Source organism: Peptoniphilus senegalensis JC140, from assembly GCF_000321025.1.
In the GTDB taxonomy this organism is placed as follows: domain Bacteria; phylum Bacillota; class Clostridia; order Tissierellales; family Peptoniphilaceae; genus Peptoniphilus_A; species Peptoniphilus_A senegalensis.
This window is the reverse complement of record NZ_HE610717.1, coordinates 642,516-668,125: the sequence shown is the minus strand read 5'-3', so window position 1 is coordinate 668,125 and position 25,610 is coordinate 642,516. Positions and strand designations below refer to the sequence as shown.

Here is a 25,610-nt window from a genome sequence, read left to right as displayed (position 1 = left end):
TTTTTATTGTAAAATTTTTTAAATAAAGTAAATATTTCACTATAAGTTCACAATTTAGGTTATAATAGATATAAACGAAAAGTTAAGAAATGTTTAATATTTTTATAATAAATATCAAACTTTATTTAAAAAATACTGAATTAAGGCATTGAAAGTGCAATAATTATTTTTCATTAAATTTTAGTGAATAAAAGATCAATAAAATTAAAATGAATTATTTTAAATGAAGTATTAGAAATTATACTCAATTTGCTTTTAATTTGAAAGGAGAAGTAGAAAATGCTAATTCATATGGGATTAGATGTTGGATCTACAACTGTAAAACTTGTAATATTAGATGAAAAATTAAATATTTTATATAAAACTTATAGAAGACATTTTTCTGATGTTAGAAAAACCGTGAAAGATGTAATTAATGAAGTATATAATGATTTTAAATATGATACAGTAACTGTTAATGTAACTGGAAGTGGTGGACTTTCTGTTCACGAATTTTTGGATATAGATTTTATTCAAGAAGTTGTAGCAGGAAGAGAAGCCATATCTTGTTTTATTCCAAAAACTGATGTTGCCATTGAACTTGGTGGAGAGGACTCTAAGATAACTTATTTGAGAGGCTCTGTTGAACAAAGAATGAACAGTATTTGTGCTGGAGGTACAGGTGCCTTCATTGATCAAATGGCATCTCTTCTTCAAACAGATGCATCTGGTTTAAATGAAATGGCAAAAGATTACAAAAAGTTGTATCCTATTGCATCTCGTTGCGGAGTTTTTGCTAAGACTGATGTGCAAGCTTTAATAAATCAAGGGGCAAGCAAGTCTGACATTGCTATATCTGTATTTCAATCAGTTGTAAATCAAACTATTTCAAACCTTGCCTGTGGCAGACCTATTAGAGGTAATGTCGCATTTTTAGGTGGACCTTTACACTTTTTGCCAATGCTAAAGGAAAGATTTGTGGAAACTTTAGATTTGAGTGAAGATGAAATAATTTCTCCAGAAAATTCACAAATATTCGTAGCACTTGGAGCAGCCCTTTCAAGCTTTGATTCTAAGCCTATTTCTTTTGTCGAACTTTTTAATAGGGTTAACAAGAATGCAGATATAAATATTAAAGAAAGCCAAGTAATGTCTCCACTTTTTGAAAGTGAAAAAGAAGTTACTGATTTTAGGGAGAGACACAAGACTAAATCACTAAAAAAAGTTGATTTGAAAAATTATGAAGGGCCAATTTATTTGGGCATAGACTCAGGTTCAACAACATCAAAACTTGTAGCAATATCTGATAAAAATGAACTTTTATATAGTTTTTACGGCTCAAATAATGGGAACCCACTTGACATAGCAATTGAAAATTTAAAAGAAATATATAAGAAAAAAAATGACAAGGCATATTTTGCTGGATGTGGTACAACTGGTTATGGGGAAGAATTTTTGAAGGCTGCACTTAACTTGGACTTTGGAGAAGTTGAGACAATAGCTCACTTTACAGCAGCTAAATATTTTGACCCTGAAGTTGACTTTATTTTAGACATTGGCGGACAAGACATGAAGTCAATGAAAATAAGAAATGGTGTAATAGAGTCAATTTTACTTAATGAAGCTTGTTCTGCAGGATGTGGATCCTTCCTTGAAACTTTTGCACATTCAGTAAATATGAGTGCAGAAGAATTCTCCAATGAAGCTCTAAAATCAAGAGAGCCTGTGGATTTAGGTTCACGCTGTACAGTTTTTATGAACTCAAATGTTAAGCAAGCACAAAAAGAAGGTGCATCAGTTCAAGATATTTCTGCTGGACTAGCCTATTCTGTAATTAGAAATGCAATTCAAAAAGTAATAAAAATTAGAGATCCAAAGGAATTGGGCGAACACATAGTTGTGCAAGGAGGGACATTTTTATCTGATGCAGTTTTAAGAGCTTTTGAAAACTTAACTGGAATTGATGTTACAAGACCTGATATTGCGGGGCTTATGGGTGCACTTGGAATGGCACTTATTTCAAAAGAAAAATCCACAGGAAAATCTAATTTAATTTCTAAAGATGAGTTGGAAAAGTTTGAATATAAATCCATGTCCACAAATTGCAGACAATGTACAAATAATTGTGCTCTTTCTGTAAATATATTTCCAAATGGAAAAAGATATATTACAGGAAATAGGTGTGAAAAGGGAGCTGGTCGCGTAAGAAATAAAGAAGACGAACTTCCAAATATGTACCGTTACAAATATGAGAGAGTTTTCGCTTATAAGTCTCTAACAGAAAATGAAGCAAAGCGTGGTCTAGTTGGTATTCCTAGAGTCTTAAATATGTACGAAAACTATCCTTTCTGGCATACATTTTTTACAGAACTTGGATATTCAGTTGTCCTTTCAAGCAAATCATCTAGAGAAATTTATGAAAAGGGAATAGAAACTATCACAAGTGAAACTGCTTGTTATCCTGCAAAGATTTCTCATGGTCATATTGAAGATTTAATAGAAAAGGGAATAGACTTCATATTTTATCCAGCAGTTTTTTATGAAGAAAAGCAGTTTGAAAATGCAGATAACACTTTAAATTGTCCTGTAGTTGCAGGATATTCTGAAGTTATAAAGAATAATGTAGATGCAATAGTTGATGGAAAAGTAAAATTTATGAATCCTTTTATTTCCTTTGATGACAGAAAGAAACTCGAAAAGAGACTTTCTGATGTATTCAACTTTATTCCTAAAGACGAAGTAAAAAAAGCTGTGCGTGCAGCTTATGAAGAGCAAGACAGGTATAGACTTGATGTTTTAAACGAAGGCAATAGAATCTTAGAAGAAGTGAATAAGAAAGACCAAAGAGCAATAGTTTTATCAGGGAGACCTTATCATATTGATCCAGAAATAAATCATGGAATACCAGAGCTTATTACCAGCCTTGGACTTGCAGTGATTTCTGAAGATGGAATAGCAAGAAATGTTGAAATTGATTCAAGAATTAGGGTTTTAGACCAATGGAATTATCACTCTAGACTATATAGAGCTGCAAAATTTGTTGGAGAACACGAAAACTTAGAGCTAGTTCAACTTAATTCCTTTGGATGTGGAATAGACGCAGTTACAACTGACCAAGTCCAACACATCTTGGAGTCTTACAACAAAATTTATACAGTCCTAAAAATTGACGAAGTTTCAAATTTAGGTGCAGTAAAAATTAGAATAAGGTCTTTAATTGAAGCAGCAGAAAAGAGAGAATTTGAAAAAATTGATGCAGAGCTTGAAGGTCTTCTTGATGACAATCCAGTAATGTTTACGAAAGAAATGAAGGAAAATTACACAATACTAATGCCACAAATGGCGCCACTTCATTTTAGTATCTTCGAACCAATCCTAAGACAAGAAGGCATTAACATAGAAGTCCTTCACGACTCAGGTCATAAGGTTGTAAACGAAGGTTTAAAATATGTAAATAATGATGCTTGTTATCCATCAATTTTTGTAGTTGGACAATTTATAGATGCAGTGAAATCTGGAAAGTATGACACAAATCGCTTGGCACTTCTCATGAGTCAAACTGGAGGAGCTTGCAGGGCATCAAACTATGTGGGCTTCATTAGAAAGGCACTAAAAGATGCAGGATATGGTCATGTGCCAGTCATTGGACTTTCTTTTCAAGGAATTGAAAAGCACACAGGCTTTGAATTTGATAAAAAACAGTTAGTTAGAATTGGAAGAAAATTAATTCAAGGAATGTTATATGCAGATCTCATCATGAGACTTACTCAAGCTACAAGGCCTTATGAAGTAATAAAGGGTTCAGCAAATATTTTGCGTGACAGATGGATTGACATTACGACATCAGAGAACTTAAATTACAGCAAGAAAACTTTTATATCCAATATCAATAGGATGATTGGAGAATTTAATAGACTTGAAATAAGGAATGAAAAGAAAGCAAAAGTTGGAATTGTTGGAGAAATCCTAGTCAAGTATGACCCTGCTGCTAATAATCATGTTGCAGAACTTCTTGAAAAGGAAGGTGCAGAAGTTGTTATACCAGATTTAACAGATTTTATGATGTATTCCTTTAAGAATGCAAGGGCAAAGGCTGATAAACTTTCTAAATCAAGGCTCACTGCCTTTATGTGTGAAATGGGAATTTCATATATTGAATCTTACAGAAAATACATTAGATTAGCTCTCGAGCCAACAAGGTTTATTGTTCCAGAAAAAATTGAAGAGATAATTGACTATGCAGAAAAATATGTTGACCTTGGTAATCAATATGGCGAAGGTTGGCTTCTAACTGGCGAAATGGTTGAACTCATTGAGTCAGGCGTGGAAAATATTGTCTGCGTCCAACCCTTCGGATGTCTTCCAAATCACATCACAGGCAAAGGCGTCATAAAAGCAATAAGAAATTCCTACGAAAAAGCAAATATTATTCCGATTGACTATGACGCGTCAGCATCAGAGGTAAATCAATTTAACAGGATTAAATTAATGCTTTCTCAAGCTAAGAGAAATATGGAGCAAGGCGAAAACAAGTACAACAGAGGTTATCTAAAAAAAGCTGCAAGTTTGAAAAACTAAAAATTTAATCTATGTATTTAAAACTTTTACAATAAAATTAAAAATAGACAAAAAATTTCCCCTCAATGATGAGGGGATTTTTGATTTGAAAATAAATATAATTTGTAGAAGAAATTAAATTTTCTTAAAAATATTTTTTAAAGTTTGATCTTGTAACAAGTTGTCTGTACTATCTTGTTTTTTCTTTTCGTCGTTGTAAACTTGAATGTCCTTTTGAGGCTTGTAAGTTTGACCCTTAAGAGCAGCCTCAAAGGCATCCTTAGCTTCTTGCATCTTAACTTGGAAATCATTTAATTCAATAATAAATTTTTTGGCAGAATCTTCATTTTTAGTAATAATAGATTCCTTAAGGCCAGGCAAAATTTCTAATGCCTTTTCGCTTGCCCTTACAGTGTAATCGTGAGAATTTTTAAATTTATCAGGCACGCTCATATTTTTAATTTTATCGACAATATTTCTAATTTCAGAATTTGCTTTTTCATAGGCAGAGTTTAATTCTGCATCAGAAAGGCTTGCTGCATTTTCGAAAAAACTTGATTTTAAATTTGCAATTGATTTATTTAGATCATTTTGCAAACTTTTAACTTCTTTAACATATAATTCTTCATCAGAAGATAAATTTAAGATTGAAGAATTCGAAGAATCATTTATTATTACTTTAAAATTATCATTGTCCCATTTTACTTCAGCTTTTAAGTTTTCTGCAACAAATCTAAGGGGAACAAAAGTGCGTTCGTTTTTGATTATAGAAGGAGCATCTAGCTCAACTTCTTTACCATTAACTTTTGATTTTTTTGAATCAATTTTTAATTCAAGAGAAGTATCTTTGCCAGTGATGCTGACAATCCTTTCTTCATTGTTCCAGTCAACTTTATAACCTAAAGTTTCAGAGATAAATCTAATTGGTACCATAGTCCTTTCATTTTGTATAAAAGGTTGGACATCTGATTTAATAATTTTTCCATTGTATTCGATTTGTGGAGTTTTTCCAGCAAATACATTTACACATAAAAAGACTAATAAAACTAATGAAAATATAATTGATTTACTTTTTTTCATAATAACCTCCATCTAATTATTTTTTGCTCTTAAGAGAACTTGTGTAAGAATTTGGGTCAAAAACTTTTTCAATGTAAATTAGGTTGCTGTCCTTGTCTCCTTGTATTTCTATAAAGGAGCCATCTCTTTCGGTAGGAGAAACTTCGCCATTCTCATCATCCTTGTAAAAAACAATGTACTCCTTATTTGGTGTAAGTGTCTTTGGCAATTCAATGACAATTTGTGAAAGGTCGCCCTTGTAGTCCTTTAAGAAAGCTGTGTTCATGCCTTCTGCAGTAGAAGTTGAAATTCTAACTCTTGCTATGTAGTCAGAATTTTTGATTAATTCAGTTAATGATTCTTTGTCAAAGTTTGATGTAGTTAACTCTTCTGTTGTAGCTTCTTTTTCCTTAGCCACAGAAGATACTTGTGCGTCTTTACTTACATTTGTAGAATTTTTTTTGCCACAAGCTGATAAACTAATGACAAATAGTAAAGATATTAAAATAATTGATAATTTTTTCATAGCTACCTCCAATTTTCTACATTATACCATAATAGGAACAAAGAAGAATTATATAATTTTAAATTACTTGCAAGAATGATATAATTAAAAGGGTGATACGATGCCAAAAGATGTGCTATTTATTTTAGAGAAACTAAATGAGGAAGGCTTTGACGCCTACATTGTAGGTGGATGTGTGAGAGATAAACTTTTGGGTTTTGAACCTCATGACTATGACATTACTACATCTGCAAAGCCAGATGAAATAAAAAAAGTTTTTAAAGATTTTAAGACAATACTAATTGGTGAAGAATTTGGCACAGTTGGCGTTCTAATAAACAAAATTCTTTACGAAGTTACAACTTTTAGGATTGATGGCAAGTATCTAAATTATAGAAAGCCAGAAAATGTAACCTTCTCAAAAAATCTCACAGAAGATTTAAAGAGACGCGACTTTACAATTAATGCTATGGCAATGGACTTTAAAGGAGAACTTTATGATCCCTTTGGAGGTAAAAAAGATTTAGATGATAAAATTTTGAGGGCAGTGGGAAATCCCGTTGAGAGAATTAGAGAAGACGCCATAAGAATTTTGAGGGCAATTAGGTTTGCCGGAAGATTAGATTTTTACATTGAAGATGAGCTTTTCGATGCTATTGCCTTTGAAAGAAAACTACTTAAAAAAATTTCTCCAGAGAGAATTTTTGATGAGTTTTCAAAAATGATTACTTCAGATAGACCTTCCTACTATCTTCTTTTAATGGAAGAGACGGGAATACTTGATGTGATTTTTCCTGAATTAAAGAGGACTGTTGGTTTTTCACAATTTTCGCCCTATCATGACAAGACTCTTTTTGACCACTTGATTTGTGTAATGGACGAGGTAAAGCCAGACTTAAGTCTTAGACTTGCTGGGCTTTTTCATGATGTATCAAAGGTGGACACACTTTCCATTGGCGAAGATGGCAGGGGACATTTTTACGGTCACGAAGTTTTGGGAGCGGATTTAGTTTCTGAAATTTTAAAGAGATATAGAGTTTCAAACAAGATTATTGATAAGGTAAAAATTCTAATTCTAGACCACATGAAAGTTCACAGCGAAATGAGCGACAAGGCACTCAGAAGGCAAATAAAAAGAGTTGGAAGAGAAAATGTTATGGATCTCTATGACCTCTTAATTGCAGATTGTAAGTGCACGAGAATGGACCGAGATGCAAGCTTTATTATAAATCGGAAAAATAGGGTAAAAGAATTATTAAAGGAAAAAGAAATGAAAACTGAAAAGTTTTTGGAAATAAATGGAAATGACATTAAGGCTTTGGGTTTTAATGAAAGCAAAATTATTGGAAGGGTTTTAAAAGAACTTGAAGATTTAGTATTAGATGACCCAGAAAAGAATAATAGAGATTTCTTAATTAAATATATAGATAAAAATTACAGGTGATAAAATGACAAGATTATTTGGAACTGATGGAGTTCGTGGCATTGCCAATCAAAAGCTAACTCCAAAGTTATGTTATGACATTGGAAGGGCAGCTGCCTTTGTACTTACTAAAAATAAAAAGGGAAAGGTTTTAGTTGGAAGAGATACAAGACTTTCAGGCGACTTAGTTGAGTCTGCACTTATAGCAGGCTTTATGAGTATCGGTCTTGACGTGGATGTAGCAGGTGTTATTCCAACTCCAGGTGTTGCCTATCTCACTAGGACAGGAGACTATCTTTGTGGGGTTTCAATTTCTGCATCACACAATCCCTTTGAATATAATGGTATAAAATTTTTCTCAAGTGATGGACTTAAACTAGATGACAGCGTGGAAGACGAAATAGAAGAAAAAGTTCTTTCGACTACAAAAATTTATAAAGATGTAACTGGAGAAAACATTGGAATTGTAAATAGGTCTTCTGATTTTACACAAAAGTATGTTGATTATTTAAAGGGACTTACGGATGAAAGATTTGATGGATTTGAAGTTGCAGTAGATGCAGGGAATGGAGCTCAATCCTTTATTGCAGAAGAAGTTTTAAAATCCTATGGAGCCAAAGTTAAAATCATAAATAAGGAGCCAAATGGTAAAAATATTAACGATAATTGTGGTTCTACAAATCCAAAGCTAATAGAAGAACTCGTAAAAAGTGAAAAATCTCATATTGGTATGAGTTTTGACGGAGATGCTGATAGGATTATTGCAGTGGATGAAAAGGGAAATGTTGTCGATGGAGATCACATTTTGGCAATCGCAGCAACTTATTTAAAAGAAAATAATAAACTTAATAATAACGCAGCTGTGGGAACTATAATGTCAAATATGGGACTCAAAAAATATCTTGAAAAAATTGGTGTTGATTTTATTGAGACAAAAGTTGGCGATAGATATATTTTGGAGAAGATGTTAAAGGATAATTATGTAATTGGTGCTGAACAATCTGGTCATGTAATATTCCTTCAATACAACACAACTGGCGATGGACTTGCAACGGGGATACATCTTTTGGAAATTATGAAAAAAACTGGAAAGAAATTGTCTGAACTTAACGGACTTATGAGAGACTATCCACAAGTTTTAAAAAATGCAAAAGTTCGCGATGAATTAAAAAATAAGTTTGATGAATTTCCTGAAATAACTAAGGCTATAAAAAAAGTAGAAGAAACTTATCACGGAAGTGGCAGAGTTGTCATTAGACCTTCTGGTACTGAAGCTCTTGTTAGAGTTATGATTGAAGGCGAGGATAAAGATAAGCTTTCACGAGATGCAGATAAATTAGTAAAAATTATTGAAGACAAACTGAATTAGGAGAATATAATGTACAAAATAATTTCAGATACAAGTTGTGACTTAACTAAAGAAGAGATAAAAGAATTGGGGATTGAGTATGTTCCCTTTAAAATTTCAATTGATGGAGTGGAATATGAAGACGATGATAATTTAAAACTTGAAGAATACCTAGATAAAATGGAAAAGACAGAAAATGCAATAAAGACTGCTTGTCCAGCGCCCTATGATTATTTAAAAATTATTGAAGAAAATTCTGACAAGGATATTTATATTCTTACAATTACATCAAAGTTGTCAGGATCTTACAATTCTGCCAAAATTGCAGAACAGGAAGCAAGGGAAAAGTTTAAGGACATAAAAATCCATGTAATTGACACAAAGGCTGCTTCAGCAGGTAATACAAGGATTGTTTTAAAGCTTTTAGATTTAGTAAAAGAAAAAAGCTTCGAAGAAGTTGTGCCTGCCATTGAAAGTGAAGTTAACAATTCTACAACTATGTTTGTTCTTGAAAGTATGAAGAACTTAATTAAAAATGGAAGAATAAAAAAATCAGCAGGATTAGTAGCTAATGTCTTAAATATAAGACCTATTATGATTGCAAAAGATGGAGAAATAGAACTTTATGAAATAAATCGTGGTATAAAAAAATCTCTTGATAAGATGATTAAGGCGATTGGAACAGAATGTAAAGTCGGAACACCAAATCTTATTACAATTTCCTATGTTAGAAATAAAGAACGTGCAGAAAAAATTAAGGAAAAAATCGAAGAATTATATGCAGATGTAAAAGTTCATGTTAGACACACAAATGGGCTTTCCTCTGGATATGCAGACATAGGAGGTATTGTTATAGCTTTTTGAGGTGACTTATGAATAGATTTGATAGAGAAGATAGATTTAAGGAAAAAATAAATAATGCCTTTAGGGAAGAAAATTTTAAGGAAATTGGGGACTTGATTGGCGAAAGTATTGATACAGCAATAGATATGACAAAGTCATCTATTAGTAAATTTGTAAATAAAAATAAGAGAAATTTGCCTTATAGCGTGCAAAATGATGATAGGATTATAAATCAAAATCCCAAAACAGTAAGTCGAGTCAAGACTTGGGGCTTTGTCGCAAAAGCCTCAATAGTGGGACATCTTTTTGCTTTATTTGGTTTTCTCATGGATATGTTTGATACTTACGGGTCTGTAAGAGAAGATCTCCCAGCTTTAATTTTTTGGGTTCTACCTGCCCTTGTAATTTCTTTCTATGTAAATTACAAAGTAAAAAAGGATAAGAATCAAATAATTAGGTTTAGAAAGTACAATCGTGAAATTGGAAATAACACAGTTATACCAACAGCTGACCTTGCTGCAATAACTGCAAAGCCTATAGATTTTACAATAAATGATATCTTAAACATGATTGAAAAGGACTATTACAGACAAGCTCGAATTGTGGAAAATGGCGAACTTTTTATACTAGATTCAAAAACTTATAAGCTCTACAAGGAAGAAATGCTTCGCGATCCCAAAGAAAGGTATGAGGAGCTTGAAGAAAAGGAAAATAATGCTCTTTTAGAAGATTATTTATCTAAGGCCAAAAAAGATGTCACAACTTTAACAGAAATGCTTCCAAAACTTAAAGAGCCAATGAAGGGAAAAATTACTGAATTTTTACAAATAGTTGGAAAAATTTTTGAACTTTTAAAAGAAAATCCAAATACAGCAAAGGATTTAGATAAGGTTATAAATTTTTACTTGCCAACTACAGTAAAGCTCATGGATAATTACATCCAGCTTAGTGAAAAACCAACAGATTCAGTAAAATCATCTTTAAAATCTATGGAGCAAACTATGGATTTAGTAAATGATGGATTTATGAAAATGTTAGATAATATTTACCAAGAAAAAATCATGGACCTTTCAAGTGACATGAGCGTTTTAAAATCAATGCTTAGACAAGAAGGACTTTTAGACCAAGATGACTTTAATTTAGGAGGAAAATAAAATGGATAAAGAAATAAAATTATCCCTAACAGACGATTTCGAGGATCTAAATAAAGATAATGAATTACATGAAATAAAATTAATTGACGAAAAAAATGAAGTGAAATTAAGTCCTGAAGAAGAAAAACAAGTTGAAGAATTTGCCAAGAATATTGATATAACAAATTCAAATATAGTATTACAATATGGTATTGGTGCACAAAGAAAGATTTCTAATTTTTCAGAAAAAACTCTTGAAAGTGTTAAGACTAAAGACCTTGGCGAAGTTGGAAATTTATTATCTGGAGTTGTAAATGAACTTAAAAGCTTTGATATAGATGAAGAGGACAACAAATTAGTTGGATTTTTCAAAAAACAATTAAATGGAATAACTTCTCTTAAAACAAAATACGATTCTGCAGAAAAAAATGTCAACAATATTATAAAAACTCTAGAAGATCATCAAGTAACTTTGATGAAAGACATCGCCATGCTTGACCAAATGTATGAGCTAAATGAAAATTATTACAAGGAACTTAGCATGTACATACTTGCGGGTAGAAAAAAATTGGAAGAAGCTACAAATATTGAACTTCCAAAACTTCAAGCAAAGGCACAAGAGACAAACCTACCTGTAGATGCACAAGTGGCAAATGATTATGTAAATATGATTAGTAGGTTTGAGAAAAAACTTCATGACTTAGATTTAACAAGAATGGTTTCAATTCAAATGGCGCCACAAATTAGAATGGTTCAATCATCAAATACAGTTATGGTTGAAAAAATCCAATCCACAATTGTAAATACCATTCCACTTTGGAAGTCTCAAATGGTAATTGCCCTAGGTGCAAATCACTCAAGGGAAGCAGCCAAGAGCACCAAGGAAGTAACTGATTTAACTAATAAACTTTTGAAGAAAAATGCAGAGACTCTAAAGCAAACTACAGTTGATACTGCAAGACTTTCTGAAAGGGGAATAGTTGATATCGACACAATTAAGCACACAAATGATCAACTTATATCAGCTCTAAATGAAGTTCGTCAAATTCAAATTGAAGGACACAAGAAGCGTGAAGAAGCATCACTTGAACTAAGAAGGATTGAAGAAAACTTAAAGTCTTCACTAATAGAAATTGCAAATAAATAATTTAAAATTTAAAAAACTTAATAAAATGACAAAAGCCGAGAAGATATCTTCTCGGCAATTTTTTTGTTATAAAATATTTTTTATATTCTAAAATTTATCTAAAGCTAATTTTTCCTTCTTCAATTGAATCAATAATGGCAAGGGAAAGTAAATCATAGCCCATATCCCTAATAATTTTTCCACCATCTTGGAAGCCCTTTTCAATGGCAACAGATACTCCGGATATAGTTGCTCCTGCTTGATTTGCAACATCAATTAGTCCCTTTAGGGCATTTCCTTCAGCCAAGAAATCGTCGATTATAAGCAAGTTGTCTTCAGGAGACAAAAATCTTTTGGAAACTGTAATTGTATAATTTTTCTTAGTGGTAAAGGATTCAACTTTTGATTCATAGACATCATCGCCTATGTTTAAGGTCTTTTGCTTTTTACAAAAGACTACCATGGCATCGTCAAAATGTTTTGATGCAACAGTGGCAAGGGCGATGCCGCTTGCTTCAATTGTTAGTATTTTATTTATTTTTTTATCTTTAAAATAGGATGCCATTTCTTCAGCAAGCTTATCTAAAAATTTTATATCTAATTGGTGATTTAAAAATGAATCTACCTTTACAATATTTCCATCTAAAATTCTTCCATCATTTATAATTCTATCTTCTAATAATTTCATTTTACACCTCTCGATTTATTTTAAGGCATTAGGATAAACTAATCAAGACCAGTAATTATTTATAAAAAAAATATTTACTGTGGTATAATAAAGACATGAAGTACATATTTTTATTATTAGTTTTATTGACGGCATGCGCAAAGGATACTCTCATTGATTCAGCTTCTGCAAATAATATAAGTGCAGAAATTATTTCACAGGACAAAAAATTTGGGTATGATTTAAAAATTAAATCTAAGGAGAAGGAATTTGATATTGATGTTGAGGACCTTAAAGCTTGGAAAGTTGATTTTTGTAATGTAGATGGAGGTGAAATTGAACTTGCTCTTGGAGTATATAAAAAGACGCCCTTTGATCCAAAATATGCCAAGAGATGTTTTTTATACAATATTGATTTTAAAAACAAGAAGTTAAAACCAAAGCTAAGAATTTCAAGATTATATAATCCTATTATGGATTTTAATTTGTGTGATATTGATGGAGACTCTTACGACGAAATTATTTCAATCGAAAAAAATATTGATGGCAATTTTTTATTTGGAGTCTATGACTGGACTAATTTTGCCTTTCAAAGAAACCACGGCAGCATAATTTTAAAGGATGAGCCAAAGTTTTTAGATAAGGAGAAAAAAGTTGAAATAGCTGGTAGCGAGAGAGAATTATATTTAGAAGGAGATGAAATAAAATGGAAGTAAGGAAAAAAATACTTATTGCTTCACTTATAGGGCTTTCACTTCTAACTGCTTGTAAAAAAGATAAAGTAGAAGAAAGTCCAAAGGAAGAAGCAAAAATTGAAATGCAGGACACAAAATTTTTAGATGAAATGGAAAATAAAACTACCTATATTGACTACAAGCTTTCTCAGTTTACACCAAGTGTGAAAGATTATAAAGTAGCTGAAGATTTTTCCAATGTAGTAAATTTTTCTGAATTTGGAAATTTTACGCCTAAGCAAAAAGAAATGCTTCTAAAAAATGGTTTTGTAATCACTAAGCCAAAAAATTTAAAAGATAATGCCTATAGTGAAGAACCATGGAATTACGAATTTGACCAAATTCATCAAATTTATGAAGATAACGAGTATAAAAACTTAGCAAGTTTTGTGACAACTGATTCAGTAACTCACATCTTCCACATTTTTTATGATGGATTTTTGAGAAATTTGGAAAAAGATGAGCTTTATCCAAAATCTATTGACTTAAATAAAAGATTGTTAGCAGAAAATATAAATCTTTTTAATGAAATAAAAAATGAAAGGTTAAGGGACATACAAATAAAAAATATTGCCTTTATTGCTACAGGACTTAAGCTTTTGGGAAGCGAGCCAGAAAATTTGCCAGAAGAAGCAAAGAATCTTGTTGATGAAGAAATGAAAAATGTATCACAAGAAGGAGTTTTAAGATCTCCAATAAGTGGAAGGGACATTGACTATTCACAACTTAAACCAAGAGGACACTACACAAGAAGCGAAGAATTAAAAAAATATTTTTCAGGCACAATGTATTTTGGCCAAGTTGGACTATTTATTGATAAGGATGATAAGCCTGATGAAGACAGTATTTTGCAAGGACTACTTTTAACTCACTCAATTTATAAAAATCCTGAAATTCTAAAGACTTGGGAAGATTTAGTTGAGCCAATTGACTTCTTAGTTGAATCTGCTGACGATCTTTCTATTAGAGAGTATGCAAGGACGCTTTATGGAATTTATGGAAAAGATTTTGACATTAATAAGTTAGATGATGATAAAAATTTAAAAAATGTCTATACAGTTTTGAAAAAATATCCAGACCCACAAGTTGCTGGTTTTATGGGCAAGTCTTTTAGATTTATGCCACAAAGAGCTGTTATGGATAGCGTCCTTATGCAAAATGTAGTTGACATAGCAAGGGATGACAAGCCATCTGATAGACCAATTTATTCTGGTCTTGACCTTATGACTTCCTTTGGTAATGAAAAGGCATTGGAAATTCAAAAGGAAGATCCTTATAATTCTCACTGGGATAAGTACCAAGAGAAGACTGATGAAAATATAGCCACTGTGAAAAAAATGGATGATTTAGATTGGCAAAAGAATATGTATCGCGGCTGGCTATGGATGTTAAAGTCCTATGACCAAAAATTTGGCGAAGGCTATCCAATGTTTATGAGAAATGATGCCTGGGAAAGAAAGGACCTAGTATCAGCTCTCGGTTCCTTTGCAGAATTAAAACACGACACAGTCCTTTATGGAAAAGCAGTCATGGCAGAAATGGGTGGCGGAGGAGATATAGAAATTCCAAAATCCTATGTTGAACCAAATGTTGAGCTTTACGAAAAATTAAATTGGCTACTTGAATTTACTAAGGTCAATTTAAAAAATCGTGACATGCTAAATTCTAAGTATGAAGAAAAAATAAACAACTTCCAAGCTATGGTAGTGAAGTTTAGAGACCTTTCTATAAAGGAACTTCAAAATGAGCCACTTACAAAAGATGAAATATTCGACTTGTTATGTATTGGTGGAGAAATGGAAAGAATAATGGTTGACTTCGTTGAGTCATCTGATGAAAATAATATTTCTTATTGGTATGAAATCCAAAATGCAACTGACAGGAGGATGCCAGTAGTTGTAGACTTAATGAGAGTTGTAGAAAATAGCGTAGGCCTTCCTAAGGATGAAATATTTAGTATTGGAACAGGTAAGCCTATGGAAATTTTTGTAATCTATCCTCATGAAGGAAAACTTTACATGGGTAGAGGAGCAACTTTCTCTTACTACGAATTTTTAAATAAAGAAAGATTAACTGACGAAGATTGGCAAAAAATGGTATATGACAATGCTACTGATTTTCCAACTTGGTACAAGGACCTTGTGACAGAAGAAAAGAAAGCAATAGAATATCATAGTTATGGACCAGATTATGAAGAAAGCATGTATAAAGAATAGTTAAAGAGGGCTAGTCCCTCTTTTTTTCTTGCAAAATTTTAAATTTGATTTTAACATGTGTTATAATGTTTTGAGGTGATAATATGCTTTTAGAATTAGTTGAAAAGAGAAGAAGTATAAGAAAATTTACTGATGAAAAAGTTTCTGATGAAGACTTAAAGGAAATTTTAACTATTGCACTTCATGCCCCAACGGCAAAAAATAGAAATCCAGTGAGATACATTGTAATTCGAGATAAAAAAAGGCTAGAAGAACTTTCTAACTTTAAGAAAAATTCGGCTAAGTTTCTTGCAAGTGCAGATCTTGCCATTGCTGTCGTAACAGACACAGAAATTGCACCAAATACCAACCACCAAGATGCATCTATAGCTGCAACTTTTATTTTACTTGCTGCAGCTGACTTAGACCTGGGTGCAACTTGGGCGAATGTAGTTGATGCAAGGCATGAATCTGGCATAACAGCTCAAGAATTTTTGCATAAATTTTTTGATTTAGAAGACAAGTTTGATGTGGAATGTATAATCGGCATAGGTCATCCTGCAGAAGAAAAATCAGAAAAAATTCCCTTTGAATATTCTGAAAATGTATTTGAGGATCTCAATGATAAAGTTAAATAATTTAGAAGAAACGGAAAAATTTGGAAGGTTTTTAGGAGAAAATTTAAGACCAGGAGATGTACTTTGCCTCAACGGAGACTTGGGAGCAGGCAAGACAACTTTAACAAAAAGCATTGCCCTTGGACTTGGCATTGAAGATTATGTTACAAGTCCAACTTTTACCATAGTTAATGAATATTACGGCAAGACAAATTTATATCACATTGACACCTATCGCCTTGACGACAAAGTTGATGTGGATTATCTTGGCTTTGATGAATATTTTTATTCTGATGGAGTGACAATTGTTGAATGGGCAGATAAAATTAAAGAGGCTCTTCCAGAAGAATACATTGAGATAAATATTTCATCAAGGGGAGATAATAGAGAGCTTGAAATTAATTTTATTGGCAATAGATTTGAAAAGCTGAAGGAGAAAATAAATGAAAGTTTTGGGAATTGACACTTCAACAATAACAACAGCTATAGGACTAATTGAAGACGATGAAGTCCTTTGCGATTATAATTTGACAGGACGTGTGGCTCATTCAGAATCTGTTACAGATATGATTCATGAAATTTTTGAAAAATTTGAATTTGGATTAGAAGACATAGATTTAATTGCAGTTGGCATAGGACCAGGCTCTTTTACAGGACTTCGTATTGGTATAACAATTGCAAAGGTTATGGCTTTTGCCCTCGATGTTGATGTTATTGGAGTTTCATCTCTTGTTGCAAATTCTATGTCTGATTATGGTCTTGTTTCTACAATAGTTGATGCAAGACGTGGCAATGTCTATGCTTCAATAATAAAAAATGAGGATGAGCCAGAAGTTTTATTTGAAGATGAAATTTTACCCTTTGAAAAATTCAAGGACGAAGTAAAAAAATATGATGTTATAACTATTGCAGGACTTGATGGCGAAAAATTTATTGGAGAAATTGAAAATGCAAAATTGTCAAAAAATAAAGCAATGATAGGCTCAAATATTGCAAGGCTTGGTCTAATAGATTACAAAAAAAATGGTCCTATGGACGTCTTTAATTTAGTGCCAAATTATTTAAAAATTTCTCAGGCAGAAGCACAATATGAAAAGAATAACGAGACTAGCAAATAAAAAGGATGTAGATGGAATTTATGAAATTGAAGCAGCAAACTTCGAATTTCCTTGGTCAAAAAAATCCATAGAAAATTCCATTGTTAATGATGACTTGCAAGACATAGTAATTACTGAAGTTGATGGAACTCTTGTGGGTTACATTTCTTATATGATAGTTTTTGATGAGATTCACATAGCAAATGTTGCAGTAAAAGGTGAATTTCGTGGACAAAAAATTTCTCTTGATCTTTTTGATTTTTTGACAAAAAAAGCAGATGAGGAAAAATTAAAAATAACTTTAGAAGTTGCTGAGAAAAATAAAATTGCAATTAATTTATATAGAAAATATAATTTTAAAATCTCAGGAAAAAGAAATAATTATTACGGCATTGACAGAGATGCCTATATAATGTGGAGGGAGTGAAAAGATGAAAGTTTTGGCAGTGGAATCATCCTGTGATGAAACTTCAGTTGCTGTTGTTGAAAATGGTCGAGAAGTTTATTCAAATGTAATTGCATCACAAATTGACACTCACAAAAAATTTGGAGGTGTTGTGCCTGAAATTGCATCGAGACAACACGTTGAGGCTATAAATACGGTTTTAAAGGAAGGCCTTGACCAGGCAGGCGTAAAATTAAGTGACATAGATATTATTGCAGCCACAAAGGGACCGGGACTTATTGGGGCACTTTTAGTTGGACTTAGTGCAGGAAAGGCTCTTGCACTTGCTACAGGCAAGCCCTTTGTTGGAGTAAATCACATAGTTGGTCATGTATGTGCAAATTATATTTCCTTTAAGGATTTAGAGCCACCCTTTATTGGACTAATTATTTCTGGTGGTCATACTTATTTAATTGAAGTAAAGGACTATGTCGACTTTACACTTCATGGAAGAACTGTTGACGATGCAGTTGGTGAAGCTTTTGATAAAGTAGCAAGATCACTTGGTCTATCCTATCCAGGTGGACCAGTAGTTGATGCTTTAGCAAAAAAAGGAAAGGAAAGCATAGAATTTCCAAGAGTAATGATAAAGGAAGATAATTATAATTTTTCTTTCAGCGGACTTAAAACTGCAGTTTTAAATTATTTAAATAGCACAAGACTTCGTGGAGAAGAAATTGTCGTTGAAGATGTGTGTAAGTCCTTCCAAGAGGCAGTAGTTGATGTCCTTCTTGAAAAATCCTTTAGACTTGCAAAAGAAAAGAATATGGATAAAATTGTTCTCTGTGGTGGAGTTTCTGCAAATTCAAGAATTAGAGAGGCCTTTGAAGAAAGGGGATCTAAAGAAAATATAAGAATTTTCTATCCTGAACTTAAACTTTGCACAGATAATGCAGCCATGATTGCATCAGCTGCCTATTACGAGTACAGGGCAGGAAAAGTTGACGAAGAAAATTTTGCAAATCCAAATTTAGGCTTAAAGTAAATTTCAAAAAAATAAAAAGTGCATCCCTGCACTCTTTATAAATTATTTATAAATTTTAAAATTTCCATCTTAGAAAGATTATTTTCAAAAACTTCTAAGTGGTCAATGCCCATGATGTCGTGGGCATTTTTTATGCCCTCTTGTACAAGTTTTTCAACAGAATAAAGTTCTCCAAAGTCTGAATTTTTTGAAGAGATGAAGAATAAATTGCAAATGTTATTTACGTTTCTCTTGTAACTTTCTCCAGGGATTTTTTTATAGTTTTCAAAAACTGAAATGCCTACATTTTTTAAATTAAATCTAAGATCTGCATACTTTTCCTCAAGATTAAATAATTTAATTAGCTCAAAGAAAAAGTCCTCGCCATTTAAGGCCTTAAATACATTTCCGACGAAAATAGAATTTTTATTAGGATTTAAAATTTTTAAAATTACTTTATTGTCAACAACTTTTGCAGAAATGCCAGACTTTACTTTAAAAATGAAAAAGTCCTTGTCTTGCAAATTTTCTTTTAGTTTCTTTATAAAGGAGTCATCAGAAAACTCTAAATTGACAAATAAAATTGAGGAGTCTCTAGTTTTTCCTTCAATTTCCTTGTAAATATTTTGAGAATGAAAAATTTTTTGTGAAGAATAAGTAGATAAAATTTTCTCTGGAATATTTGTAGTGTCGCCAAGTGCTAAGTTTGAAAAATATGTTGGAGACTCAATGGAAATAATGTCCTTTAAATCAGTTAAAATTTCTTCAACTTGTTCATTTTTTTCAAAAGTCAATTTATCTACATGATTATCTGTTGCACTGAAGTCAATAAACTTATAGTCGTCATAGAAGTTTACGCCAGCGTCTTTTAAATAATCCTTTAAAAATTTGTAAATTTTATTTGTATCGAGGTCAAAATAGTTTTCTGATCCTATAAAATCTACTAAAGCTTCCTTTAATTCAAGTACAGGAGAAGTAGATTTCAAGTTGTAAATACTAGACAAATAATAAAACAAATTTGAATTTAAAAAGTCAGTGAATAAAAAATATTTTTCAATAGAATTTTTATCATCTAAGTCCATAGGGTATAGCATTAATTTGTATAATTTCTTTTTACTATTTTCATCAACATCAAAAATATTAGAGAATTGATTTAGAGATAAATCCAAAAGGATTGGTCTTTCTTTTTTTGCTATTTTTTCAGAAATTTTATTTAATTCATCTTCATCTAAAATATTTTTTAACATTTCATAGGTATTTTTAAAATTAAATTCTGAAAATCTATTGTCAAAACTTTGGTAGTTGTTTTCGTCTTCCTTTATTTCTACAAATTCGTTAAAGTGTTTTGTGTAAATATTTATATTTAGAGGATCTAAATTTGCGTGGTTTATTAGAGCATAGGCAAGGGCTAAATTTCCAAAACCGTCGCCAAGTAAGTAAGCTTTTGAGTTTTCGTCACGATTTGGCATTAAGATTTTCACTTCATCATCGGAGACTTTTTTTGCAGCAAAAATGGCAGCTGAAATTGTTGCAGCTGCAATAGCTAATTTTTTAATGTCATCTTTTCTTGACATAATCTCACCTCAATTTAGTTTTACCCAATTTATATAAGAGTTAATTCAATTTGTTAAATTGTTTTATTACAAGTATAATAATGATTGGAGGGATTAACTTGAAAAATTATAAATTAATCGAAGAAAAATATATAGACGAAGTTGCATCAAATTGCAAAGTCTATTCTCATATAAAAACTGGAGCAAGAGTCTTAACTTTAGAAAATAATGATGACAACAAAGCCTTTGGCATTGGATTTAGGACGCCACCTGAAAAGGGGAATGGAGTTTGTCACATCGTTGAACACTGTGTACTTTCTGGCTCAAGAAAATTTAAAACTAAGGAGCCTTTTATGGATTTAATTAAGTCATCACTGCAAACTTTTTTAAATGCCATGACTTTTCCAGACAAGACAATTTATCCTGTATCAAGCAGAAATGAAAAAGATTTTTACAATTTAATGGATGTCTATTTAGATGCAGTTTTTTATCCAAGCATATATGAAGAAGAAAAAATATTTCTTCAAGAAGGATGGCATTACGATTTAAAAGATAAAAATGATGAATTAAAATACAATGGAGTTGTCTACAATGAAATGAAAGGAGTGTATTCTTCATCAGAAAATATTGTCTCCGATGCCATGATCTTCTCTCTTCACGAAAATTCATCCTATGGAGTGGACTCTGGCGGAGACCCAAAACTTATTCCAAGCCTATCTTATGAGGAATTTAAAAATTATCACAAAAAATACTATCATCCATCAAATTCTTATATCTACCTCTATGGAAACCAAAATATGGAAGAGGCACTTGATTTCATTGACAAAAATTATTTAGCTGACTTTGATAGGCAAGAAATTAATTCAGAAATAATTTTAAATGAAAAGTTAGAGGAGACTAAGAATGTCCAAATAACTTTTTCTGCTTCAAAGGAAGAGATGAAGGAAAAAATAGATTATCTTTCAAAGGGCTGGACTATTGGTTATGCTGATTCAAAGATGGATGTCTTTATGCGTGATTTATTGGCTGAACTTTTAATAGATGCTCAAGCTGGGCCACTTAAAAAGGCAATTCTTGATGCAGGATTAGCTGAAGACGTATATTCAGAAACTTCATCTTCACTTCCACTAGACCTTTCAATTGTCCTAAAAAATACTGATGCAGATAAAAAAGATGAATTCTTAAAAATTTTAGACGAAACTTTAAGAGACTTGGTAGAAAAAGGAATAGACAGAGATTTACTTGAAGCAACTTTAAATAAATTTGAATTTATTTTTAGAGAAGGCGGCGGCACACAAAAGGCTATAATTTATTATATAAGGGCATTAAATTCATGGTTATATGATGAGTCTCCTCTTGATGCCTTGTATTATAATGATGTGTTAAGTGAAGTTAAGGAAAAACTTGATGACAATTTTGTGGAAAATTATATTAAAGAAAAATTAATTGACAACAAATATTCTGTAAATTTATCTGCAAGACCTGAGCTAAATAAAAATGAGAGAGAAGAGAAAGAATTAAGAGAAACGTTAAAAGCCTTAAAGGAAAAAATGACTGAAGAAGAAAAAGAAGAAATCATTCAAAAGAGTCTTGAACTTGAAAAATATCAAAGTCAGGAAGACTCTCTTGAAGCAAAAAAAACTATACCATCTCTTGAGCTTTCTGACATTGACGAAAAAGTTACAGACTATGAATTGGAAAAAGATAAAATTAAAGATGTAATTTATCTAAAGTCAAATCAAGAGACAAATGGCATAGTCTACACGACAATTTCTCATGACATTTCCTTTATTAAAAAAGAAGAAATTGAGACAATGTCACTTCTCCTTTCTTTGATTGGTCTTCTTGATACAAAAAATTATTCCTACGAAGAATTAAATAACGAAATTTACAAGGCAACTGGTGGAATAACTTTTAATCCAACTGTTTATGTGGACTCAAAGGACAAGGAAAAATATTCACTTAGAATGAATATAAGAATGAAATCAACTGCAGATAATGTAAAAAGAGGACTGGAAATAGTTGATGAAATTATGAATAGGTCAATTCTCGATTCAAAGAAAAGAGTTAAAGAACTTTTAAATATGTTGAAGTCAAGAGTTGAATCAACAATGTTACAAAATGGACATCAATTTATCATTTCGATTTTAAAATCTTATTACTCAAGAGTTGCTGAAGTTCAATCTCACATTGGTGGACTAGATTATTATGATTTCATGAGAGATTTAGTGGAAAATTTCGAAGAGAAATGGGAAGAATTTGAAAAGAAATCAGAAGATATTTATAAAAAGTTATTTGTAAAGGACAATTTAATTATTTCAACTACTGGAAATATTTCTGACTTAAATAAAATTAAAGATGAATTAAATAATTATATTGAAAAATTAGAAGTTAAGGATATAAAGTCTTGTGATTATAAATTCGAAAGCGACAATAAAAACGAAGGCTTTTATACAACTTCAAATGTAGTCTATGTCTCAAAAGGATATGACCTCGAAAAGCTTGGCATAAAATATACTGGGGATCTGACAGTTCTTGCAAATATTTTAAATTCATCTTATCTTCACAATGAAATTAGGGCAAAGGGTGGAGCTTATGGTGCAGGAATTACCATTGGAAGAAATGGGGACATGGCAACATATTCTTACAGAGACCCAAATTTAAAAAATACAGTTAAAGTTTATGACAGCATAGGAAAATTTGTAGAAAATTTAAAAATTTCAGATGAGGATTTAAAGGATTTTATCATTGGCTCAATGAATGCCTTTGACCCACTTTTATCGCCAGAACAAATTGGAGATATAAATTTATCAAGATTTATAACTGGACTTACAGCAGAAGATGTGGAAAAGTCAAAAAAAGAAGCTTTAAATACTAAGGTGGAAAAATTAAATTCTTACGGCAAAATATTAGATGAAGCTATGAAGAAAAATTATCTAGCAGCTTTTGGTAGCGAAAGCATAATCAGGGAAGATGCAAATCTATTTAAGGAAATTAAATCAATTAAATAAGTGGAGGTTCTATGATTGACTACCATGAAATATTAAAAAAAGTTGAAAACTTAATGAGAGAAGCATCTAAAATTTTCTTTGAACTTGACCCAAAAAATAATTTTGAGATGAAGGGAAGAAATGATTTCGTCACAGAAGTTGATTTTGAAGTGCAAGAATTTTTAGAGGAGAATCTTTTAAATTTAATTCCTAATTCAAATCTTTTAGCTGAAGAAAAGGATAAGTCAAAAGAAGACTTAAAGGAATACACATGGGTTTTAGACCCAGTTGATGGCACGACAAACCTTGTCCATGGCTTTGACCATTCAGTGATAAGCCTTGCTCTTTTAGAAAAATCTGAAATTGTACTTGGAGCAATTTATGATCCATTTAGGGAAGAATTTTTCTCAGCGATAAAGGATGAAGGTGCAAAATTAAATGGTCAGGAAATAAAAGTTTCTTGCGACAAAAATTTTTGTGACACCTTGATTGGTGCTGGAACTGGTGGAGGAAGACTTAACCGAGACGATGAAACTTTTGATATTTTGCGATTTATTTTCGACAACACCAATGGCTTTAGGAGAATTGGTTCAGCTGCACTAGAGATGTGCTACGCTGCCTGTGGAAGATATGATGCCTTTATAGATGATGCACTTAATCTTTGGGACTATGCTGCAGGGTCTTTAATAGTTAGAGAAGCAGGCGGTATTGTCATAAATATGCATGGTCAAGAAATCAGTTGTGAAAGATTTAGTGGCATAATTTGTGGAAATAAAAGCGTTGTGGAAGAATTAAAAAGATTTGTATATTAAGAAAAGTGAAACGGAAGTTTTCTTAACATATAATCTTTTTATGAATTAACAAATGGAGAGTGCAGTATTAAAAATTTTTAAAAATGTGTAAAAAATTTTTTAATATACAATTTTTCATTGGATTTAAGGCTATGTTTTGTGAAAAAATACAAAAGTATAAGTTGATTTATAACTTTTGAAAAACTATTGACAATTAAAAATTAAATTGTTAATATCTAATTGTATGAGAGCTCATATTTTGAGTGAAAGTGTGCCTAGGGATCCGGGCTTTGCCAAGGACCGAGCGGTACGGATACTTTTTTTAAGTATCACACCTTAGGGAAAAAAGCCCAGAGGGGTAGGTTTTACAAAAATCTGCCTCTTTGGGCTTTATTTTATTTTACTGGAGGAAATTATGAAGACTATTTACCAAGGAAAAACTAAGAATGTTTTAGAAGAAGATGGAAGATGTTACCTTAAATTTAAGGATGATATGACAGGAACTGACGGAGTTTTTGATACTGGTGGAAACCAAGTAGCTGGTAGTGTTGAAGGTGCAGGAAAAGAGTGCTTAAAAGTTACAAAATACTTCTTCGAAAAAATTAACGAAGCTGGAATTAACACTCACTACATTTCTGCAGATGTTGACAATAATTTAATGGAAGTAAAAAGAGCAAAGGTTTTTGGCAAGGGTCTTGAAGTTATTACAAGATTCAAAGCAGTAGGTTCTTTCTACAGAAGATATGGTCTTTATGTTGAAGAAGGTCAAGAACTTCCTGAATATACTGAATTTACTTTAAAAGATGATGGAAGAGACGATCCTCTAATTACAAGAGAAGGTCTTGCTGTTCTAGGTATTCTAAAAACTGAAGAATATGATAAGATTGTTGAAATGAATAAAAAAATTGCTAATGTTGTTAAAGATATTTTAGCTGAAAGTGGACTTGACCTTTATGATATCAAATTTGAATATGGTAAACTTGAAGGTTCTGACGAAATCGTACTAATTGACGAAGTAAGTGGTGGAAACATGAGAGCTTATAAAGATGGCGAATATGTAAAACCACTTGATGTTTCAAAATATTTAAATATTTAAGGAGAAAAAATGAGAGTATCAATTATAATGGGTTCAATTTCTGACAGAGAAATTGCAGATAAAATTGTTGCAAAATTAATGGAATTTGGAATTGAGTATGACGCCAAAGTAATTTCTGCTCACAGAGCCTTAAATCAATTGCAAGATTATGTAAAAAATACAGAAGATGAAAGCCAAGTTTTCATCTCAATTGCAGGAAAAGCTGCTCACCTTGGTGGTGTAATTGCAGCTCTTACAACTAGACCAGTCATTGGAGTTCCTGTTAAGAGTTCAACTCTTGACGGACTTGATGCACTTCTTTCCACTGTTCAAATGCCAAGCGGAGTACCAGTTGCTACTGTTGCCATAAATGGTGGAGAAAATGCTGCAATTTTAGCAGCAGAAATTTTAGCTGTTTCTGATGATAATTTAAAGAAAAAGTTAAAGAAATTTAGATCTGACATGTCAGAAAAAATTGCAAACACCGATTATGTTTACGAAGGATAAAA

21 protein-coding genes are annotated in these 25,610 nt (G+C 31.7%); 17 read left to right on the top strand and 4 right to left on the bottom strand.

Annotated elements, in window-relative coordinates:
• Positions 1-279: 279 nt before the first annotated feature.
• Complete coding sequence (locus PTSHG_RS03200; protein ID WP_019107454.1) at positions 280-4,557, top strand: 2-hydroxyacyl-CoA dehydratase; 4,278 nt, start codon at positions 280-282, stop codon at positions 4,555-4,557.
• 114 nt (positions 4,558-4,671) lie between these two features.
• Here PTSHG_RS03200 and PTSHG_RS03195 read toward each other — a convergent pair whose 3' ends face one another.
• Complete coding sequence (locus tag PTSHG_RS03195; protein WP_019107453.1) at positions 4,672-5,616, bottom strand: copper amine oxidase N-terminal domain-containing protein; 945 nt, start codon at positions 5,614-5,616, stop codon at positions 4,672-4,674.
• Positions 5,617-5,632: 16 nt separating this feature from the next.
• Positions 5,633-6,121 carry a hypothetical protein gene (locus tag PTSHG_RS03190; RefSeq protein WP_019107452.1) on the bottom strand — a complete coding sequence of 163 codons (489 nt, stop codon included), beginning with the start codon at positions 6,119-6,121 and terminating at the stop codon, positions 5,633-5,635.
• 100 nt (positions 6,122-6,221) lie between these two features.
• Here PTSHG_RS03190 and PTSHG_RS03185 point away from each other — a divergent pair, with 100 nt between their 5' ends.
• The 5 genes from PTSHG_RS03185 to PTSHG_RS03165 are packed head-to-tail and all read left to right on the top strand — an operon-like array spanning position 6,222 to position 11,994.
• The gene (locus PTSHG_RS03185) at positions 6,222-7,544 is read left to right on the top strand and encodes a CCA tRNA nucleotidyltransferase (protein WP_019107451.1); all 1,323 of its coding nucleotides are present in this window, start codon (positions 6,222-6,224) and stop codon (positions 7,542-7,544) included.
• Between the two features lie 4 nt (positions 7,545-7,548).
• Positions 7,549-8,892 (top strand): phosphoglucosamine mutase, encoded by a 1,344-nt coding sequence (glmM, locus tag PTSHG_RS03180; protein ID WP_019107450.1) that lies wholly within the window; start codon positions 7,549-7,551, stop codon positions 8,890-8,892.
• Positions 8,893-8,901: 9 nt separating this feature from the next.
• Entirely contained in the window at positions 8,902-9,735 is an 834-nt protein-coding gene (locus PTSHG_RS03175; RefSeq protein WP_019107449.1) for a DegV family protein, read from the top strand.
• Between the two features lie 8 nt (positions 9,736-9,743).
• On the top strand, positions 9,744-10,868 hold the full coding sequence (locus PTSHG_RS03170) for a 5-bromo-4-chloroindolyl phosphate hydrolysis family protein (protein ID WP_019107448.1): 1,125 nt from the start codon (positions 9,744-9,746) through the stop codon (positions 10,866-10,868).
• Between the two features lies 1 nt (position 10,869).
• A complete protein-coding gene (locus PTSHG_RS03165) occupies positions 10,870-11,994 on the top strand; it encodes a toxic anion resistance protein (protein ID WP_019107447.1) in 1,125 nt (374 codons plus the stop codon).
• A gap of 94 nt (positions 11,995-12,088) precedes the next feature.
• On the opposite strand, the gene PTSHG_RS03160 is transcribed toward PTSHG_RS03165, so the two are convergent.
• Positions 12,089-12,661, bottom strand: coding sequence for a xanthine phosphoribosyltransferase (locus PTSHG_RS03160; RefSeq protein WP_019107446.1), 573 nt, complete (start codon positions 12,659-12,661; stop codon positions 12,089-12,091).
• A 95-nt stretch (positions 12,662-12,756) separates the two neighbouring features.
• Between PTSHG_RS03160 and PTSHG_RS03155 the strand changes: the two genes are divergently transcribed.
• The 7 genes from PTSHG_RS03155 to tsaD all read left to right on the top strand — a co-directional run bounded on the left by PTSHG_RS03155 (position 12,757) and on the right by tsaD (position 18,713).
• Positions 12,757-13,356 (top strand): hypothetical protein, encoded by a 600-nt coding sequence (locus PTSHG_RS03155; protein WP_019107445.1) that lies wholly within the window; start codon positions 12,757-12,759, stop codon positions 13,354-13,356.
• On the top strand, positions 13,347-15,590 hold the full coding sequence (locus tag PTSHG_RS03150; protein ID WP_019107444.1) for a DUF3160 domain-containing protein: 2,244 nt from the start codon (positions 13,347-13,349) through the stop codon (positions 15,588-15,590). Before PTSHG_RS03155 ends, PTSHG_RS03150 begins: the two co-directional genes overlap by 10 nt.
• Before the next feature lie 83 nt (positions 15,591-15,673).
• Complete coding sequence (locus PTSHG_RS03145) at positions 15,674-16,207, top strand: nitroreductase family protein (protein WP_019107443.1); 534 nt, start codon at positions 15,674-15,676, stop codon at positions 16,205-16,207.
• Positions 16,191-16,649 (top strand): tRNA (adenosine(37)-N6)-threonylcarbamoyltransferase complex ATPase subunit type 1 TsaE, encoded by a 459-nt coding sequence (gene tsaE / locus PTSHG_RS03140; RefSeq protein ID WP_019107442.1) that lies wholly within the window; start codon positions 16,191-16,193, stop codon positions 16,647-16,649. Before PTSHG_RS03145 ends, tsaE begins: the two co-directional genes overlap by 17 nt.
• On the top strand, positions 16,630-17,304 hold the full coding sequence (gene tsaB / locus PTSHG_RS03135) for a tRNA (adenosine(37)-N6)-threonylcarbamoyltransferase complex dimerization subunit type 1 TsaB (protein WP_019107441.1): 675 nt from the start codon (positions 16,630-16,632) through the stop codon (positions 17,302-17,304). Before tsaE ends, tsaB begins: the two co-directional genes overlap by 20 nt.
• Positions 17,276-17,710, top strand: coding sequence for a ribosomal protein S18-alanine N-acetyltransferase (rimI, locus tag PTSHG_RS03130; RefSeq protein ID WP_019107440.1), 435 nt, complete (start codon positions 17,276-17,278; stop codon positions 17,708-17,710). Before tsaB ends, rimI begins: the two co-directional genes overlap by 29 nt.
• Positions 17,711-17,714: 4 nt before the next feature.
• Positions 17,715-18,713, top strand: coding sequence for a tRNA (adenosine(37)-N6)-threonylcarbamoyltransferase complex transferase subunit TsaD (gene tsaD, locus PTSHG_RS03125; RefSeq protein ID WP_019107439.1), 999 nt, complete (start codon positions 17,715-17,717; stop codon positions 18,711-18,713).
• A gap of 35 nt (positions 18,714-18,748) precedes the next feature.
• Here tsaD and PTSHG_RS03120 read toward each other — a convergent pair whose 3' ends face one another.
• Positions 18,749-20,266: an oleate hydratase gene (locus PTSHG_RS03120; RefSeq protein ID WP_019107438.1), complete on the bottom strand. Its 1,518-nt coding sequence runs from the start codon at positions 20,264-20,266 to the stop codon at positions 18,749-18,751.
• Positions 20,267-20,364: 98 nt separating this feature from the next.
• Between PTSHG_RS03120 and PTSHG_RS03115 the strand changes: the two genes are divergently transcribed.
• The 4 genes from PTSHG_RS03115 to purE all read left to right on the top strand — a co-directional run bounded on the left by PTSHG_RS03115 (position 20,365) and on the right by purE (position 25,608).
• Positions 20,365-23,256 (top strand): insulinase family protein, encoded by a 2,892-nt coding sequence (locus PTSHG_RS03115; RefSeq protein WP_019107437.1) that lies wholly within the window; start codon positions 20,365-20,367, stop codon positions 23,254-23,256.
• An 11-nt stretch (positions 23,257-23,267) separates the two neighbouring features.
• On the top strand, positions 23,268-24,047 hold the full coding sequence (locus PTSHG_RS03110) for an inositol monophosphatase family protein (protein WP_019107436.1): 780 nt from the start codon (positions 23,268-23,270) through the stop codon (positions 24,045-24,047).
• A 394-nt stretch (positions 24,048-24,441) separates the two neighbouring features.
• On the top strand, positions 24,442-25,122 hold the full coding sequence (locus tag PTSHG_RS03105) for a phosphoribosylaminoimidazolesuccinocarboxamide synthase (RefSeq protein WP_019107435.1): 681 nt from the start codon (positions 24,442-24,444) through the stop codon (positions 25,120-25,122).
• A gap of 9 nt (positions 25,123-25,131) precedes the next feature.
• Positions 25,132-25,608 carry a 5-(carboxyamino)imidazole ribonucleotide mutase gene (purE, locus tag PTSHG_RS03100; protein WP_019107434.1) on the top strand — a complete coding sequence of 159 codons (477 nt, stop codon included), beginning with the start codon at positions 25,132-25,134 and terminating at the stop codon, positions 25,606-25,608.
• Positions 25,609-25,610: the final 2 nt, after the last annotated feature.

Coding starts and splice junctions, on each gene's coding strand:
- PTSHG_RS03200 (WP_019107454.1), top strand. CDS start 280: ATGCTAATTCATATGGGATTAGATGTTGGATCTACAACTGTAAAACTT.
- PTSHG_RS03195 (WP_019107453.1), bottom strand. CDS start 5,616: ATGAAAAAAAGTAAATCAATTATATTTTCATTAGTTTTATTAGTCTTT.
- PTSHG_RS03190 (WP_019107452.1), bottom strand. CDS start 6,121: ATGAAAAAATTATCAATTATTTTAATATCTTTACTATTTGTCATTAGT.
- PTSHG_RS03185 (WP_019107451.1), top strand. CDS start 6,222: ATGCCAAAAGATGTGCTATTTATTTTAGAGAAACTAAATGAGGAAGGC.
- glmM (WP_019107450.1), top strand. CDS start 7,549: ATGACAAGATTATTTGGAACTGATGGAGTTCGTGGCATTGCCAATCAA.
- PTSHG_RS03175 (WP_019107449.1), top strand. CDS start 8,902: ATGTACAAAATAATTTCAGATACAAGTTGTGACTTAACTAAAGAAGAG.
- PTSHG_RS03170 (WP_019107448.1), top strand. CDS start 9,744: ATGAATAGATTTGATAGAGAAGATAGATTTAAGGAAAAAATAAATAAT.
- PTSHG_RS03165 (WP_019107447.1), top strand. CDS start 10,870: ATGGATAAAGAAATAAAATTATCCCTAACAGACGATTTCGAGGATCTA.
- PTSHG_RS03160 (WP_019107446.1), bottom strand. CDS start 12,661: ATGAAATTATTAGAAGATAGAATTATAAATGATGGAAGAATTTTAGAT.
- PTSHG_RS03155 (WP_019107445.1), top strand. CDS start 12,757: ATGAAGTACATATTTTTATTATTAGTTTTATTGACGGCATGCGCAAAG.
- PTSHG_RS03150 (WP_019107444.1), top strand. CDS start 13,347: ATGGAAGTAAGGAAAAAAATACTTATTGCTTCACTTATAGGGCTTTCA.
- PTSHG_RS03145 (WP_019107443.1), top strand. CDS start 15,674: ATGCTTTTAGAATTAGTTGAAAAGAGAAGAAGTATAAGAAAATTTACT.
- tsaE (WP_019107442.1), top strand. CDS start 16,191: ATGATAAAGTTAAATAATTTAGAAGAAACGGAAAAATTTGGAAGGTTT.
- tsaB (WP_019107441.1), top strand. CDS start 16,630: ATGAAAGTTTTGGGAATTGACACTTCAACAATAACAACAGCTATAGGA.
- rimI (WP_019107440.1), top strand. CDS start 17,276: ATGAAAAGAATAACGAGACTAGCAAATAAAAAGGATGTAGATGGAATT.
- tsaD (WP_019107439.1), top strand. CDS start 17,715: ATGAAAGTTTTGGCAGTGGAATCATCCTGTGATGAAACTTCAGTTGCT.
- PTSHG_RS03120 (WP_019107438.1), bottom strand. CDS start 20,266: ATGTCAAGAAAAGATGACATTAAAAAATTAGCTATTGCAGCTGCAACA.
- PTSHG_RS03110 (WP_019107436.1), top strand. CDS start 23,268: ATGATTGACTACCATGAAATATTAAAAAAAGTTGAAAACTTAATGAGA.
- PTSHG_RS03105 (WP_019107435.1), top strand. CDS start 24,442: ATGAAGACTATTTACCAAGGAAAAACTAAGAATGTTTTAGAAGAAGAT.
- purE (WP_019107434.1), top strand. CDS start 25,132: ATGAGAGTATCAATTATAATGGGTTCAATTTCTGACAGAGAAATTGCA.